This window comes from Bacillus sp. FSL P4-0248 (assembly GCF_038593305.1).
Lineage (GTDB): Bacteria > Bacillota > Bacilli > Bacillales > Bacillaceae > Bacillus > Bacillus safensis.
Genome location: NZ_CP151983.1, coordinates 924621 through 942097, shown reverse-complemented (window position 1 = coordinate 942097; position 17477 = coordinate 924621). Strand labels below are relative to the sequence as shown.

Annotated in this window: 15 protein-coding genes; 10 read left to right on the top strand and 5 right to left on the bottom strand. The window is 41.3% G+C overall.

The annotated features are described in order from the left end of the window. The first annotated feature begins 266 nt into the window (after positions 1–266). From NST65_RS04695 to garD, 7 genes are all read left to right on the top strand, one after another. On the top strand, positions 267–1628 hold the full coding sequence (locus NST65_RS04695; protein ID WP_046310387.1) for an alkaline phosphatase: 1362 nt from the start codon (positions 267–269) through the stop codon (positions 1626–1628). A 180-nt stretch (positions 1629–1808) separates the two neighbouring features. Beyond that, positions 1809–2735, top strand: a complete 927-nt coding sequence (kdgD, locus tag NST65_RS04690; RefSeq protein ID WP_046310385.1) for a 5-dehydro-4-deoxyglucarate dehydratase — start codon at positions 1809–1811, stop codon at positions 2733–2735. Between the two features lie 21 nt (positions 2736–2756). Further along, positions 2757–4223: an alpha-ketoglutaric semialdehyde dehydrogenase GucD gene (gene gucD, locus NST65_RS04685; protein WP_034282252.1), complete on the top strand. Its 1467-nt coding sequence runs from the start codon at positions 2757–2759 to the stop codon at positions 4221–4223. 65 nt (positions 4224–4288) lie between these two features. Next, complete coding sequence (locus NST65_RS04680; RefSeq protein ID WP_046310382.1) at positions 4289–5665, top strand: MFS transporter; 1377 nt, start codon at positions 4289–4291, stop codon at positions 5663–5665. A 27-nt stretch (positions 5666–5692) separates the two neighbouring features. Then, positions 5693–7057 (top strand): enolase C-terminal domain-like protein, encoded by a 1365-nt coding sequence (locus NST65_RS04675; RefSeq protein WP_061109608.1) that lies wholly within the window; start codon positions 5693–5695, stop codon positions 7055–7057. A 71-nt stretch (positions 7058–7128) separates the two neighbouring features. Then, positions 7129–7833: a FadR/GntR family transcriptional regulator gene (locus tag NST65_RS04670; protein ID WP_034282256.1), complete on the top strand. Its 705-nt coding sequence runs from the start codon at positions 7129–7131 to the stop codon at positions 7831–7833. Between the two features lie 13 nt (positions 7834–7846). Then, the gene (gene garD / locus NST65_RS04665) at positions 7847–9424 is read left to right on the top strand and encodes a galactarate dehydratase (RefSeq protein ID WP_342489329.1); all 1578 of its coding nucleotides are present in this window, start codon (positions 7847–7849) and stop codon (positions 9422–9424) included. A 38-nt stretch (positions 9425–9462) separates the two neighbouring features. Here garD and NST65_RS04660 read toward each other — a convergent pair whose 3' ends face one another. Beyond that, positions 9463–10875, bottom strand: coding sequence for a SpoVR family protein (locus NST65_RS04660; RefSeq protein ID WP_041116958.1), 1413 nt, complete (start codon positions 10873–10875; stop codon positions 9463–9465). A gap of 76 nt (positions 10876–10951) precedes the next feature. Then, a complete protein-coding gene (locus NST65_RS04655) occupies positions 10952–12151 on the bottom strand; it encodes a globin domain-containing protein (protein ID WP_046310376.1) in 1200 nt (399 codons plus the stop codon). A gap of 183 nt (positions 12152–12334) precedes the next feature. Between NST65_RS04655 and NST65_RS04650 the strand changes: the two genes are divergently transcribed. Both NST65_RS04650 and NST65_RS04645 read left to right on the top strand, forming a co-directional pair. Next, positions 12335–12766: an Rrf2 family transcriptional regulator gene (locus NST65_RS04650; protein ID WP_024425294.1), complete on the top strand. Its 432-nt coding sequence runs from the start codon at positions 12335–12337 to the stop codon at positions 12764–12766. A 159-nt stretch (positions 12767–12925) separates the two neighbouring features. Next, positions 12926–14401 (top strand): catalase, encoded by a 1476-nt coding sequence (locus NST65_RS04645; protein WP_024426596.1) that lies wholly within the window; start codon positions 12926–12928, stop codon positions 14399–14401. Between the two features lie 110 nt (positions 14402–14511). Here NST65_RS04645 and NST65_RS04640 read toward each other — a convergent pair whose 3' ends face one another. Then, complete coding sequence (locus tag NST65_RS04640; protein WP_224426432.1) at positions 14512–14775, bottom strand: YqzG/YhdC family protein; 264 nt, start codon at positions 14773–14775, stop codon at positions 14512–14514. A gap of 248 nt (positions 14776–15023) precedes the next feature. Here NST65_RS04640 and NST65_RS04635 point away from each other — a divergent pair, with 248 nt between their 5' ends. Further along, entirely contained in the window at positions 15024–15272 is a 249-nt protein-coding gene (locus tag NST65_RS04635) for a YhdB family protein (protein ID WP_046310373.1), read from the top strand. Positions 15273–15638: 366 nt separating this feature from the next. On the opposite strand, the gene NST65_RS04630 is transcribed toward NST65_RS04635, so the two are convergent. Both NST65_RS04630 and NST65_RS04625 read right to left on the bottom strand, forming a co-directional pair. Beyond that, on the bottom strand, positions 15639–16289 hold the full coding sequence (locus tag NST65_RS04630; RefSeq protein WP_024425298.1) for a response regulator transcription factor: 651 nt from the start codon (positions 16287–16289) through the stop codon (positions 15639–15641). After that, positions 16286–17431 carry a GAF domain-containing sensor histidine kinase gene (locus NST65_RS04625; protein WP_041116952.1) on the bottom strand — a complete coding sequence of 382 codons (1146 nt, stop codon included), beginning with the start codon at positions 17429–17431 and terminating at the stop codon, positions 16286–16288. Before NST65_RS04625 ends, NST65_RS04630 begins: the two co-directional genes overlap by 4 nt. Positions 17432–17477: the final 46 nt, after the last annotated feature.

The following is a 17477-nucleotide window of genomic DNA, read 5'->3' as shown; positions in this document are numbered from 1 at the left end:
TCCTACGACATTATGCTTATTAATTCGGCAAAATTTATTTTTTTTTAGGGTTCTTTTTATTTCATTTTTATTACACAATCATGACAAAATAATCGCATCTTGTCATGGATAAATGATACATTCATTTCTCTTTTTGGTTCATTCTATGTAAAGTGGACCTTTACAATTTTAAAGTGAACTTTACGGTGCTGTAAAGAGGAATCCACACTTCTGCTCTACCATTGTAAACGTAAGAGCGATACATAAACAATGAGGAGGCAAAATGAATGAGTGTGTTGAAAAGCTCGAAAACGAAAATTGCTGCAGTGGCAGCAGCATCTGTGCTATCGATTGGCATTTTTTCAGGGATTGAATTTGGACAAGCTGACAAAGCTGAGGCTAAAAAGAAGCCGAAAAATGACGTGCAAAATGTGATCGTGCTGATTGGAGATGGCATGGGAACACCTTATCTTTCAACTTACCGCTCATTTAAACACAACGGTGACCTTTCAAAGCAAACAGCGTTTGACCCTTACCTCACTGGCATGCATAAAACATACCCTGACGACTCTAAAAGTAACATTACCGATTCAGCAGCAGCTGGTACAGCCATGGCCACTGGTAAAAAGACATACAACAATGCCATTGGTGTAAACAAAAACGGCAAAAAACTAAAAACCGTTTTAGAAGAAGCCAAACGAAAGGGAAAATCGACGGGTCTTGTCGTGACATCTGAATTAACAAATGCTACGCCTGCTGCGTATGCCGCTCACGATGTGTCTAGGAAAAACACTGCAGCCATCGCTGATGACTTCTTCGATGAGAAAATCGGAAAACAGCATACAGTCGATGTCATGCTTGGCGGAGGACTTGTCGATTTTGTCCGAAAGGATCGTGATCTGACGAAGGAATTCAGACAAGCCGGTTATGATTATGTCACCAATAAAGCCGCCTTACAAAAAAACAAAAATGAAAAAGTGTTAGGCATTTTTGCTGATGGAGGTCTCGATAAAGCCATTGATCGTGATCAAACGACCCCTTCCCTGCAAGATATGACATCCTCAGCTATCAAACAGCTGTCTAAAAACAAAAAAGGATTTTTCCTTATGGTCGAAGGCAGTCAAATTGACTGGGCTGGTCATGATCATGATATTGTCAGTGCAATGAGCGAAATGAAGGATTTTGAAAAAGCATTTGAAGAAGCGATTCGTTTTGCGAAAAAGGATAAAAACACGTTAGTCATCACGACCGCAGATCATTCAACTGGCGGACTTTCCTTCGGAGCAGACGGTTCAGGCAGCTGGGATTACAAACCGGTAAAAGCAGCGAAAAAAACGCCTGACTTTATCGCAAACAAAATTGTCAGCGGCATGACTGTTGAGTCAGCGCTGAAAAAATATATCAATCTTGATTTCACAAAAGAAGAAACAGCATCTATTCAAAAGGCCGCTGAAACAAAGGATACTGTTAAAATTGATGATGCGATTGAAGAAGTGATCAACACGAGATCACATACAGGCTGGACAACATCTGGTCATACCGGTGACGAAGTGCCATTCTTTGCGTATGGCCCAACAAGCCAGCAGCTAAAAGGTCTGATGGAAAATACAGATCAAGCGAAACATATCTTTAAATTACTTCATCAATAAAACGAAGAACATTGTAAGAGCAGGTGTAGAAAATGCCTGCTCTTTTTATTGTTCAATCTTCCAGTTGAAATTTCTGAAAATAAAGATATTGACAAATTGTTTATTTGTCTTACAATTAAACAAAAGAGTTTTTGGTAGCGCTTACCTTTCTTTTTAACAAATTACAGGAGGTTTTTAGCTATGATTCAAGGTAGAAGAGCACCAGAAGGCATATTAGGTTTTCCTATCGCTCCTTTTCAAGCAAATGGTCAGCTTTCTGAGGAAGCACTATTTCAAAACATTCAATTCTTACTAGACGAAGGGCTCGATGCCATTTTTATTGCATGTGGGTCGGGAGAATTTCAGTCTATAAGTCAAAAAGAGTACGAGCAAATGATTGATGTGGCACTTGCAGCTGCCGGTGGTCAAGTTCCTGTTTATTCAGGAGTTGGCGGAAATTTAAATACTGCACTGGAGTGGGCGAAAATTTCCGAGGAAAAAGGCGTTGACGGTTACTTATTACTCCCTCCTTATTTAATTCATGGTGAACAAGAAGGACTATATGAATACGCCAAAACCATTATAGAAAGTACAAACCTAAATGCCATCTTATATCAACGAGATAATGCTGTTCTTTCTGTGCAGCAAATCAAACGGCTCACTTCTTTTGAACAGCTTGTTGGTGTAAAAGATGGGGTCGGTGATATGGATTTAAACGTGAATCTTTCCTATACAATAGGCAGCAGGCTCAGCTATATAAATGGATTGCCTATGGCAGAGGTCACAATGCCGGCTTACTTACCGATTGGTTTTCATTCTTATTCCTCCGCAATTTCTAATTATATCCCGCACATCTCAAGAATGTTTTATCACGCACTAAAAACGGGTGATCAAGAAACGGTCAAGGACATTTACACAACTGTTATTCTACCGATTAACCGGATTCGCCAACAGAGAAAGGGCTATGCCGTCTCACTCATTAAAGCCGGCATGAACATCATGGGACATTCTGTCCGCAATTCAGCAAGACCGCCTGTTGTTCCTGTAGAAAAAGAACACTATCAAGAACTAGAGAACATTTTACAGCACGCAATGGAACGCTTCCCGAAAAAAGCGGCTGTGAATTAACGAAAGAAAGGAGCTCATATTATGTCCACTTCAGTGAAACAAAAAACGTACTTCAATTATATCAATGGTGAATGGGTAAAGGCTTCCACAGGAGAAGTGATCCCCATTCAAAATCCTGCCGACAAAGAGGAGGCTGCTGGATATGTGCAGCGCTCAAGTCTCGAAGATGTAAACGCAGCCATCACTGCAGCTCATGAAGCAAAGACGATGTGGCGAGATTTATCAGGTGCAGAACGAGGACAATATCTTTATAAAGCAGCTGATTTGCTGGAAGAACGTCTCGATGACATTGCCATTACTGCTGTAAAAGAAATGGGTAAAACTCTGCCTGAGGCAAAAGGAGAAGCGGCACGCGGTGTAGCCATTCTCCGCTACTATGCCGGCGAAGGAATGCGCAAAGAAGGCGATGTCATCCCTTCTACTGACCGAGAGGCACTCATGTTCACTAAAAGAGTTCCATTAGGTGTTGTAGGCATCATCTCTCCTTGGAATTTCCCTATTGCCATCCCTATTTGGAAAATGGCTCCTGCACTCATTTATGGGAACACGGTCGTCATTAAACCTGCGACAGAAACTGCCGTTACTTGCGCAAAAATCATGGCCTGCTTTGCAGATGCCCACCTTCCAAAAGGAGTAGTCAATATGGTCACAGGATCGGGAGCTGTCGTAGGTCAAGGAATGATTGAACATCCAAATATCCAAGGAATTACATTTACTGGATCAAATGCAACGGGTAAAGCCATCGGTCAAAAAGCCTTTGATCGCGGGATTAAGTATCAGCTTGAAATGGGAGGAAAAAACCCCGTTATCGTAGCCAATGATGCGGATCTTGATCTTGCGGTAGAAGCAGCCATTACAGGAGCCTTCCGGTCAACTGGACAAAAATGTACAGCAACGAGCCGAGTCATTGTCCAAGAAGACATCTATGATGCCTTTAAAGAAAAACTCGTTCAAAAAACGCAAGAGATCACTATTGGGGACAGTTTAAAAAAAGACGTATGGATGGGTCCGATCGCAAGCAAACAGCAGCTTGATCAATGCCTTTCCTATATTGAAACTGGAAAAAAAGAAGGTGCCACCCTCCTTTTTGGCGGGGAACCATTAACAGATGGTGATTATCAGAATGGTTATTTTATTGAGCCTGCTATTTTCGAACATGTCACCTCAGACATGACCATCGCTCAAGAAGAAATATTTGGTCCTGTCATTGCTTTAATCAAAGTGCAAGATATCAATGAAGCATTTCACATTGCCAATGATGTGGTTTTTGGCTTAAGCGCTTCTATTTTCACACAAAATATCGGTCGTATGCTGTCCTTTATTCAGAATATCCAAGCTGGGCTCATTAGAATTAATGCAGAAAGTGCTGGTGTAGAGTTACAGGCACCATTTGGTGGAATGAAACAATCAAGCTCTCATTCTCGTGAACAAGGAGAAGCGGCAAAGGAATTCTTTACAGCCATTCAAACCGTTTTCATTAAATCGTAAAATTGAAGCATTTGAGAGGGCATCTGCCCTCCTCAATTCTCTATTTTAGAAAAGGAGAAGAAATGATGATAAATAACCTCTTCCATGCTTCACAAACTGATAAAAAAACGTCTGTCCGCTGGTTTATCGTCTTCATGCTGTTTCTTGTCACTTCTGTCAATTATGCAGATCGTGCTACCCTCTCTATTGCTGGAGATTCTGTTCAACATGACCTTGGTCTTAGCTCTGTATCAATGGGTTATGTCTTTTCTGCTTTTGGCTGGGCATATGTCATTGGCCAATTGCCTGGCGGTTATTTATTGGATAAATTCGGTTCTAAAATGGTGATTGCCTGCAGTATTTTCTTTTGGTCTTTGTTTACATTGTTTCAAGGTGCCATAGGTTTTTTTACAGCGGGTACTGCGATTATTCTCCTTTTTACCCTGCGATTTTTAGTAGGGCTGGCGGAAGCTCCTTCCTTTCCAGGCAATAGCCGTGTAGTGGCTGCATGGTTTCCTAGTTCTGAACGTGGAACAGCTTCTGCTTTCTTTAATTCAGCTCAGTATTTTGCGCTTGTCATTTTCTCTCCAATTATGGGCTGGCTTACACATTCTTTAGGATGGCATTCTGTTTTTGTTGTTATGGGAATCCTCGGTATTTTGCTGTCTTTTCTTTGGATAAAAACCGTCTATAATCCAAAACAACACCCGAAAATTAACGCAGCAGAGCTCGATTACATATCAAAAGGCGGGGCTTTGACCTCAATGGACGATGAAAAGAGCCAGCAAAACAAAGAATCCAAATGGCCATACGTGAAACAATTACTTTCAAATCGGATGTTAATTGGGGTTTATATTGCTCAATATTGCATTACCACCCTCACTTATTTTTTCTTGACGTGGTTTCCTGTGTATCTTGTTCAAGCAAAAGGAATGTCCATTCTCGAAGCAGGTTTTGTTGCTTCCCTGCCAGCTCTCTGCGGTTTTTTAGGCGGAATCCTTGGCGGCTTGTTATCCGATTTTTTATTAAAAAGCGGGAAATCGCTTACTTTCGCACGAAAGACACCCATTATTATCGGCATGCTTCTTTCATGCAGTATGATCATCTGCAACTATACAGAATCTTCATGGATTGTTGTTGCGATTATGTCGCTTGCTTTCTTTGGAAAAGGATTCGGTGCACTTGGCTGGGCCGTTGTATCAGATACCTCCCCAAAGGAATGTGCCGGGTTAAGCGGCGGTTTATTTAATACCTTTGGCAACATTGCATCCATTACAACACCCATTATCATTGGATATATTGTCAATGCGACAGGCTCTTTCAGTGGTGCGCTCGTCTTTGTCGGCAGTAATGCCGTTATTGCAATCTTAAGTTATTTATTCCTTGTGGGTCCCATTAAACGTGTGAAGTTAAAAGAACCCCCTTCAACACCTCCGGCCCAAGTCCCATCCAGCTCTATTTGAAAGCGCTTTATATAAAGGAGGATTTATATGAATCAATACTTAAAAGAAGTCAAAAAGGAACGAGCAAACAATCTCCCTTACATTACTGACATGAAGGTGATTCCTGTTGCCGGCTATGACAGTATGCTTTTGAATCTAAGCGGAGCGCATGGACCTTTTTTCACAAGAAATGTTGTCATACTAACAGACAGCAGCGGCCGTCAAGGAGTCGGAGAAGTTCCCGGCGGTGAAAACATTCGACAAACACTTGAAAAAGCCGCCAGACTTGTCCTCCAAAAACCAATTGGGCAATATCATGCCATCCTGCAATCGGTGCAGCAAACATATCAAGACCTCGATAGAAGCGGGAGAGGCAATCAAACCTTTGACTTACGGACAACAATACATGCTGTTACAGCGATAGAGGCGGCTCTCTTGGATTTATTAGGTCAATTTTTAGAAGAACCGGTTGCCTCTTTATTAGGAACAGGTCAACAAAGACAGGTCGTTGACATGCTTGGGTATTTATTTTACATAGGGGATCAAATGAAAACCCCTCTCCCCTATTTGAAAGAAGATCATTCATCTTGCAGCTGGTTCCGGCTAAGGCGTCAAAAAGCACTAACACCGATGGACATTGTCCGTTTGGCTGAAGCGGCTTATGAACGCTATGGATTTCAGGATTTCAAGTTAAAAGGCGGTGTCTTTTCCGGGGAAGCAGAGATGGAAGCTGTAGAATCTCTTTCAAAACGTTTTCCAAATGCGCGCATCACACTTGATCCTAATGGAGCGTGGTCTCTTGATGAAGCCATTCAGCTTTGCAAAGGAAAACAACATGTGCTTGCATATGCAGAGGATCCATGTGGAGCAGAAGACGGATTCTCGTCAAGAGAAATTATGGCCGAATTCAAACGAGCTACCGGCATTCAAGTGGCTACAAATATGATCGCAACTGATTTCCGTCAATTGTCACACGCCATCCAATTACATGCAGTTGATATTCCACTGGCGGACCCGCACTTTTGGACAATGGAAGGTTCAGTTAGAGTCGCTCAAACGTGTCATGATAACGGCTTGACTTGGGGATCGCACTCAAACAACCATTTTGATATTTCCCTGGCCATGTTTACACACGTTGCCGCTGCTGCACCAGGTCATATAACAGCGATTGATACCCACTGGATATGGCAAGATGGCCAGCATTTAACCAAGAACCCACTCTCAATCAAAGAAGGTCGTGTCAAAGTGCCACAAGAACCCGGGCTGGGTATTCAAATTGATCTAGAAAAGATAGAGGAAGCCAACCGTTTATATAAACAAATGAAGCTTGGTGCAAGAAATGATGCCATTCAGATGCAATATCTCATGAATGGCTGGACATTCGACCCGAAAAAACCGTGTTTGATTCGGTAGTTTGACTGTAAATGATTGTATTCCCCTTCATTTTGTCTTACAATTGAACAACTGAAGGGAGAGAATGACTCGTGAATGAAAGTATGGATGAACTTAAATTTGAAACAGTGAATCGAAAAACATTAGCAAAACAAGTCATAGAACGTATCGTTCATTTATTGTCTAGCGGACAATTAAAAGCTGGTGACAAACTGCCAACAGAAATGGAACTCATGGATATTTTATCGGTAAGCCGCCCTGTGTTGCGCGAAGCTTTAAGTTCTCTTGAAACATTAGGCGTTATCACTAGAAAAACACGAGGCGGTACATATTTTAATGATAAAATTAGCAATCAGCCATTTTCAGTTATGCTCGCACTGGCTCAAGATAATTTACCAGCCATTCTAGAAGCTCGTATGGTACTAGAACTAGGCCTTGTCACCGTTGCTGCTGAGAAAATTAGTGATGAAGAATTAAAAAAATTAGAAAGAACCATTGAAATGATTGAGGAAAGTACAGATAACAACTATGGTGAAGCCGATAAAGAATTCCACCGGATTATTGCCTTAAGTGCAAACAATCCAGTTGTTGAAGGCATGATTCAGGCGCTTTTAGTATCACACGCCAAGATTGACAGCCAAATTCCTTATCGAGAAAAAAACGTGACCGTTAATTATCATCAGAAAATTTATGAAGCTCTTCAGCTTAGAGACCCATATCAAGCACACTTCCATATGCATGAACATTTGAAGTTTGTACGTGATAAGATTTTAAAAGGATTAAATCAAACGCCATGATACGGAAGCGGATATGCTTCCTCTCCCCTTAAAAAGACAACGCTTTCAAAGGAGTGATCTCTTGAATCAAAAAGCAAAGGAAGCACCCCTATATATTCAGGTAAGTTCAAAGGATAATGTAGCAATCATCGTAAATGATGGCGGACTACCAGCTGGCACCAGCTTTTCAAGTGGATTGACGTTAACTGAACGCATCCCTCAAGGGCATAAAGTTGCACTTAAGACAATTGAACAGCATGCACCAATTGTGCGATATGGTGAAATCATTGGATACGCTAACGAAACCATCATACAGGGAAGCTGGGTGAAAGAAGAGCTCGTTCAAATGCCAGCTCCTCCTCCTTTAGACAAATTATCATGCCTAACATACAGCGATCCTCCGCTTAAAAAGCTTGATGGTTATGAATTTCAGGGATACCGAAATCCAGATCATTCTGTTGGTACTAAAAATATTCTCGGGATTACAACAAGCGTGCAATGTGTCGTTGGGGTTCTTGACTATGCGGTCAAAAAAATCAAGGAAGATCTGCTGCCGAAATATCCAAATGTGGATGACGTAATTCCCCTCCACCACCAATACGGCTGCGGTGTGGCCATTCATGCACCAGATGCGGTCATTCCGATCAGAACCATCCAAAACTTAGCCACACATCCGAACTTTGGCGGAGAAGTGCTCGTCATTGGATTAGGCTGTGAAAAACTCATACCATCACGCATTGTGTCAGAAGAGCGGCAAGACGATATTTTAACATTACAGGAGGAATCAGGCTTTTCTTCAATGATTACCTCCATTCTGAAGGCTGCAGAGCACAAACTAAAGAAACTCAATAGGCGGACACGCGTCCCATGTCCTGTATCGGATTTAGTGGTAGGCTTACAATGCGGTGGAAGCGATGCATTCTCAGGTGTAACAGCAAACCCCGCCGTTGGATATGCAGCAGACCTCCTTGTCAAAGCAGGAGCAACGGTTCTTTTTTCAGAAGTGACAGAAGTGCGTGATGCCATTCACCTATTAACTCCAAGAACTTTGAATGAAGAAACGAGGCAGGCACTTATACGGGAAATGAAATGGTACGATGACTATTTAAGCAGAGGTCAAGCAGATAGAAGTGCAAATCCTTCCCCAGGAAATAAAAAAGGCGGTTTATCCAATGTCGTAGAAAAGGCGCTTGGTTCTATCGCCAAATCTGGCACAAGTCCAATATCTAGTGTGATTGGGCCTGGTGAGAAAGCGGCCACCAAAGGGCTGATATTTGCTGCAACGCCGGCAAGCGATTTTGTTTGCGGAACACTGCAGCTCGCCTCTGGTATGAATGTACAAATTTTCACAACAGGACGAGGAAGTCCATACAGCCTAGCAGCAGCACCTGTAATAAAAGTTTCTACGAAAACCAGCTTACAGACACAATGGCCGGATCTTATTGATTTTGATGCCGGCCGTATTGCAACCGGAGAAGCAACAATCGAGGAAGTCGGTACAGACCTGTTTCATTATATACTAGATATCGCCAGCGGCCGGAAAGAAACATGGGCCGATCATTGGGGGATTCATAACGATTTGTGTCTATTTAATCCAGCCCCAGTCACATAAAAGAGATGTCCGTTTGAGGACATCTTTTTTTATGATCATTAAGCGAGATATTTCCTATGAACCCCTTTTCCATCATAAGAAAACATCACTTCTTTTCCTTCAAGAACTGACTCGATATGCACACTTCTTCCCCACAGCTGATATAAATACGGAAGGACTTTTTCTAAGTATTTCAGATCAAGTTCAATGCCTTCATACCAATGCTTGATATAAAGTTCGTTATTTTTTAAATAGTCGCCATCGATCACGGTCAAATACGGAAAGCCGCCATTCACTCTCATACTGACTAACTGATCACGAACCGCCTTCCATTCTTTATCAATGACTTTATAATCTCTCCCCTGCTTTTGAAACAAGTACAAGTCTTCTCTCATCACAAGGTCTTTCGTTAAGTAGTTTCGAATAAAAGAAATATCCGATTCAATTTCCCTGACTTCAAACATTTTACTGCGGCCAGATCCTTCTGTGACCCCTGCTTTTTTTAATTCTTCACATGGGTTGTTATAGCGTTCTTCAATATCTTCAAAAATTTTCAGCCCTAAATAGTAAGGATTGATGCCTGTTTTAGATGGCTGCACCACACCTGCATTTAATTTCGCAAATTCTATCGATTCACTTGAATCCAAATCAAGCTCCCGCATAATCCGCTGGTGCCAATACGATGCCCAGCCTTCATTCATAATCTTTGTTTCCAGCTGCGGCCAAAAATAGAGCATTTCTTCTCTCAGCATGGTAAGAACATCCCGCTGCCATGGCTCCAGCTCCCGGGAATGCGCTTCAATAAAGAGTAAAAGATCCTTTTCAGGCTTTGGCGGAAACTGCTTAACGGTTTTCTTTTTCTCACGCATTTTCGGCTCATCCATTCCCCACAAATCATCATAAGGCGTTTGACGTTTTGGTTTATCATCTTCACTTTCTTCATCGTCCATATTCCAGCTTAATTTTGATCGAACAAGAGACGGATCAATATGCTCCTGGATAGCCAATACGGCATCTAAAAAGGCTTCGACTTCTTTTGTTCCGTAGATATGCTCATATTCTTTGATCCGCTCTGCCGCTGCTGACATGCTTTCGACCATATCTCGTTTTGTGTTTTGGAAACGGCAATTATTTTTGAAGAAATCACAGTGTGCCAATACATGAGCCACAATTAATTTATTTTGAACGAGCGTATTGTTATCTAGTAGAAAGGCGTAGCAAGGATTTGAATTGATCACCAGTTCATAAATTTTGCTTAATCCTAAATCATAATGAAGCTTCATTTTATGAAATTGCTTCCCAAAGCTCCAGTGGCTGAATCGTGTTGGCATTCCATATGCACCGAACGTATAAATAATTTCCGCGGGACAGATTTCATACCTCATCGGATAAAAATCTAGACCAAATCCTTCTGCAATTTCTGTAATTTCATCAATCGCTCTTTGTAAAAGACGTTTTTCAGATACGCTCAAGGAAACCATCCCTCCTCATCGGACTTATCCCTACTATATGAGCGTATGTAAAAAAACATGATGTTCCGCCAACCGTTTAGACGACTTCCATTTCTTTTGTGGATTGCCCGCCAAATGCTTCGAAATGAATATTGCGCGATGGAATTCCAAGCTCTTTTAAAATATGAATGATCTCCTGTGTAAACACCGGGGAACCGCATAGATAAAATTGGCCTTTCCCTTCTCCGATCACCGATTGAAGAAATGGACGGTCAATGCGGGAAGACGCTTTCTCAACAAGCTCACCCTTTCCAGACTGCGCAAATTGTTCGTTACATAGGATGATGCGCCCATGGGAAGCTGAAGCTAGAACGCGTTCAAACTCATTTTCAAAAGCATTTACATCCTCTAATCGATCTGCATGAATCATCGTGAATGTCTGACTGTTTTGTGCGGCAGTTTTCACTAAACCAATCATTGGTGTGACACCAGACCCAGCACTGATGAAATAAACAGGCTCTTTTGTGTCTCCTTGCAAGCAGAACATTCCCTGCGGCATACTCACTTGAAGAACGTCCCCTTCTTCCATTTCATCATGCAAAAATGTAGACACATGACCGTCACGCTTCACTGTAATACGGTAATAAGATGGATGATGCTCGTCTGATAAGCTATATTGTCTGCTGCACATATAGGCTTCTCCTGGCATATCTGCCTGAACCGTAATGTATTGGCCTGCTTGATACAATGGCAGCTCTGATTCATCTTCTGGTACTAAATAAAAAGAGATAAGCGATGGAGATTCTTGCTTCTTTTTCTTAATCACAAACGGCTTCACATCTGCCCATCCGCCTGTCTGTTTCACATTTTCATCCATCATTTCTGCTTCTATGGTAATGAAAATATTCGCAATGATGTCATATGCAGCTTTCCAAGCTAATAAAGTGGCATCTTCTTCTCTTAAGCCAAACACATCTTTCATCGCTTCAATCAGGTGATATCCGACAATTGGGTATTGTTCTTTTTTGACCATGACACTGACATGCTTATGGGCAATTTGTTTGACCGCAGGAAGTAATTCTTCTAATCGATCAATGTGCAGTGCAGCTTGATATAGTGTCGCAGCAAGTGCCTCTGGCTGACTTCCGTTCATCAGATTTGTTTTATTAAATTGATTGAGCAGCTCTGGGTGCTGGCGAATCATATTTTGATAAAAAACAGTGACAAGTTTGGTTCCCTCGGCTTTTAGTAGAGGAGCTGATTGCTTTATTGCATTCATTTGATCTTTAGATAACATCGTCATTCCTTCTTTCAAAAGAAGTATTTTAAATACATCTTTATCGTAATGGATGACAGTCTCTAAAAGCAATATTTATAATACATGTTTTAAATGTTGTCACATTTTACACTTTCTCGAACAGTTTTTGTCTAAAATGTGTTACGATGATACAAAACTCTATTAGGTTTAGAGGTCGTCAAAATGAAACTTACGAATTACACAGATTTCTCATTAAGGGTACTCATTTATTTAGCTTCGAGAGAAAATAATGAACTGTCAAATATTCAGCAGATCGCCGATGTTTATGGCATTTCTAAAAATCATCTGACAAAGGTGATTTATCATCTTGGAAAACGCGGGTATGTGGAAACGATTCGCGGAAGAAATGGCGGGATCAGGCTTGGAAAAAGCCCAGAAAGCATTAATATTGGAGAGGTTGTCCGTTATACAGAGGATGATTTAGTCATGGTTGAATGCTTTGATCCAAAGAAAAACAGCTGCATCATCTCCCCAATTTGTTCATTAAAGCATGTACTTCATGAAGCACTCACTGCTTATTTAAGCGTTCTAGACCGATACACACTAAACGATTTAACACAAAACAAAGATGCTCTTAGAGAGCTCCTGCTTTAAGGCGAAAGAATTTATTCTTTCGTCTTTTTCTTTACCTTCTTGTAATAATAATTTATTTAAAATTATTATAAATAAATATTGACTATCATGTTTGATTCAATATAATTAGGGTATATAGATTGCTAGAAAACACTTTTTTGTTTACAGGAGGAGAAAAGAATGACAAATTCAAATCATAAAAATTTGACAACGAACCAAGGCGTGCCTGTTGGCGATAACCAAAACTCAAGAACAGCTGGTCACCGCGGACCTACCTTTCTTGATGATTACCATTTGATTGAAAAACTCGCACACTTTGATCGTGAACGTATTCCAGAGCGCGTCGTTCATGCAAGAGGCGCCGGCGCTTACGGTGTGTTTGAAGTAGAAAACAGCATGGAGAAACATACAAAAGCAGCCTTCTTAAGTGAAGAAGGAAAACAAACAGACGTTTTTGTTCGCTTCTCCACCGTTATTCATCCGAAAGGTTCACCTGAAACATTGCGTGACCCGCGCGGCTTTGCTGTCAAATTTTATACAGAAGAAGGCAACTATGATCTCGTTGGTAACAACTTGCCGATCTTCTTTATTCGTGATGCATTGAAATTCCCTGATATGGTTCACTCTCTCAAGCCAGATCCTGTAACCAATATTCAAGATCCTGACCGTTATTGGGATTTTATGACCTTAACGCCTGAATCCACTCATATGCTCACATGGCTTTTCTCTGATGAAGGAATCCCTGCAAGCTATGCTGAAATGCGCGGTTCTGGTGTGCATACATTTAGATGGGTGAATAAATACGGCGAAGCAAAATATGTAAAATATCACTGGAGACCTTCTGAAGGTATTCGCAACTTATCTATGGAAGAAGCAGCGGAAATTCAAGCAAACGATTTCCAGCATGCGACAAGAGATTTATATGACCGCATTGAAAAAGGCAACTTCCCAGCATGGGACTTATATGTTCAGCTTATGCCGCTTAGCGATTATGATGAACTTGATTATGATCCATGTGACCCAACAAAAACGTGGAGCGAGGAAGATTACCCGCTTCAAAAAGTAGGACGCATGACACTCAACCGCAATCCTGAAAACTTCTTTGCTGAAACAGAACAGTCTGCTTTCACGCCAAGTGCATTTGTTCCAGGAATTGAGGCATCTGAAGATAAACTGCTTCAAGGCCGTCTGTTCTCATATCCTGATACGCAGCGCCACCGACTTGGTGCGAACTACATGCGCATTCCGGTTAACTGCCCTTATGCACCTGTACACAATAACCAGCAGGATGGCTTTATGACAACGACTCGTCCAAGCGGTCATATTAACTATGAACCAAACCGTTATGCCGATCAGCCAAAAGAAAACCCTCACTACAAAGAAAGTGAGCCAGTTCTTCACGGTGACCGTATGGTGAGACAAAAAATTGAAAAACCGAACGATTTCAAACAAGCTGGAGAAAAATATCGAAGCTACTCTGAAGAAGAGAAACAAGCATTGATTAAAAACCTAACAGCTGATTTGAAAGATGTGAATGACCAAACAAAATTACTTGCAATCTGCAACTTCTATCGTGCCGATGAAGATTACGGCCAGCGATTAGCAGATTCACTTGGTGTGGATATTCGCGCTTATCTTCAAGGTAGCATGAAATAATTCCATTTCGAAAAAAATTGTTGGACAAAGGGCTAAAATGATCTTTATTTTAGCCCCTTGTCTTTTTTGACTGAACGCCTCGAGCACCCTTTACAAAAAAAGGTACTTCTTTATAGTCGAAACACGTTAATACTAATCAAATGACCAGTCACCGGATGAAAATAAATTTCTGCATGTGCGGCAAAGCGAGTTGATCCTTCCTTTACAGTGACGCGAAACACATCTTTTGTCTGCTCATCATTCACTTCTGTCCGGCCAATGTAATGATAATCATTTAAAGCGGCACCTTTATATTCATCTTTAAACGCTGTGTACGCAAGTCTTTCCCAATTTTCAAACGGCTGCACTGCTGCTTTTGATGCAGGATGAATCATCAAACTGCCAAGCAAAACGATTCCTGCTGCAATAAGCATCCACCATTTCGGCTGCATGATATCATTGAACTCACTTTCATATATGTTTTGTTTAGGTTTAGCTGGCCGGTCCTTTTTCATACATGAAGCAATTATTCAGCCTATAATTCCCGGTACACGATTGATGCGGACACCAACTTTTCCCCTGAAAAAGTCGATATGATCCGCGCAAACTAATGAAGACTTCTCAAGGGAAAGGAGAAGGTTTAATGAATGTGGCGGATTATGATAAAGCACTTTATTATACGCATCGCTCGCAATGGGATAATTTACTTATTCTTATGGTACGTACGCAAGATGATTTGCTCTCGAAACGTATTGAGCATTTCTTACATGCGTATCAATTTAACCGGAACAATGCAGATGTTGAAAAATGTTTATATGGGCTCCTGCAGTACATTGATCATGCTTCAGAGGCTGCTGCTTCTGAAGTTTATTCACAACCGATGTACACATAAAGAAAAAGGGCTAAAATGAATTTTTTTTAGCCCTTCCCTTTTATATACAATTAGCAGTGCGCTGTAATGGGAAGCGTTAGAGATAATGTATGGATCGCAAGCTTATTCAAGTTCTCTTTTAATTTGTCATCATGACGAAAATCACTTACTAATTCATATGCCTCCACTAGATCCCCTCCTATTTTACATTCACCTGTGATTGACCGGTTCATCACCTCCTTTAAAATAAAAAAGACTTGATGAGCATACACTCATCAAGTCTTTTATCTATTAGAAATTAGACTGTTCATGCTTCTCTTTTTTATTCAATTCATTGAATTGAATGTGCGCTTAAAAGTTTTAGCATGACGCCTAGATCTCCTTTTGTCATAGCAGCTCTTTCGGCTGATTTTTTTGATAATCCACTGCATACAGAGCCGCTTGGGTTCGATCTGCCAGCTCTAATTTTGATAATACATGAGATACGTGCGTTTTGACAGTTTTTTCAGAAATAAACAGCGATGAGGCAATTTCTTTGTTGCTTTTGCCTTTTGCAATCTCAAATAAGACATCTCGCTCTCTATTGGTGAGCTCTTTCATCAATGCCCATTTCTGCTCTTTTGGCTCTGTCAGATGCTGCACGAGAAAGGTCGTGATATGACCATCTAACTGGTAGGTGCCATTTTGAACTTCAATCATGGTCGAAAGCAGCTTTTCTGGTGCTACATCCTTTAATTGATAGGCTTTCGCCCCTGCTTGAATGGCGGGAATGACATAATCTTTATCCGCATAGCTTGTCAGGATCACAATGCGGGAGTCCGGCATTTCCAGCGTCATTTGTTTCGTTGCCTCAATGCCATTCATTACAGGCATAGACAAATCCATTAAGACAATGTCAGGCCGGGTTTCTCTGACAACCTCTAATGCCTCTTGCCCATTGGACGCCTCACCAACGATGTCCACATCAGACTGTGTCTGCAAGAAAAACACAAGCCCTTTTCTCACAATATGATGATCATCTGCAATGACAACTCTCATGACGATCCCTTCCTTTCTTGTGAAAATGGCACTTTTACATGAATCGTAGTTCCTTTACCTAACTCTGAATGGATACAAAATGTACCACCTGCTCTTCGGATGCGGTCAGACATCCCTTTCAGCCCAAGTGAAGGAAGGCTCATCTGCTCGTCATATTGAAAACCTTTTCCGTGGTCAATGATTTTCATCTCCAACGTGTCTTTTGATTGCTCAAGCTTGACCTCGACTTCTTCTACTTCCGCATGTTTTTGACAGTTATTGAGCGCTTCTTGACATACCCGAAAGAAAGTTTCATTGTGAGAATGGTCCATTTCTATACAGCCTGATAAAGATAAAGTGCAGCGTAATCCTAAAAGCTGTGCATACTCTTCAATTGCTGTCGTAAACCCTTTTTCAAGGCCTCTTGGTCTCAGCTGCCAAATGAGTGACCGCATTTCAATCAGAGCGTCTTGAGACAAATGCTGAATAAAATCAATCATTTCCCCTAGATGTTGATCGCTTGTCATTTGCCGTGCAGCCTTAGCAGTCAGACTCACAGAGAACAGCATTTGGTTGACAGAATCATGCAAGTCCTGTGCGAGCCGGTTTCTTTCTTCCAGAAGTGCGTGCTGCTGTTCATTTTGCACAAGCTTCATCCGCTGAATGGCGGTGCCAATTTGAAGTGCAATGCTTTCAAGCAAATTCAGCTCTTCTTGCGTAAATGTGACTTTTCCTTTTGCCGCCACATTTAATAAGCCGAACGTACGCTTACACGCTTTTAGCGGTACGGTCGCATGATGAGTAATTCCTTCTGTATCCCCGAGCTTTTCTTCAATTGCCGTTTCAATCCGTTTGCAGTTAATAATATTGGTGGCTGATTGCAGCGAGCCTTTTGTGTATCGGTTGATGCAATAACAATCATTTTGACACATGAGCTGCTTTTGATGCTTTGCAAGTGCTTCAGGTAAGGAAACCTCTGCCATCAGTTCATATGATCCGTCTTTTTCTATAAAATAAATCCATGCTGAATGAAAGCCTGTGACATCCATCAGCATATGGAGCACTTCATGGAGCGTTTCTTTCATTTCCATGCCTTCATTTAGCTTTTCAGCAATTTCTTTTAACGTTTTTAATGTTTCAACCTTCTCTTGGTATTCTCCCATACTGTTTACCCCCGGCATTTGCAGCCTTCACTTATCATTACGCTCA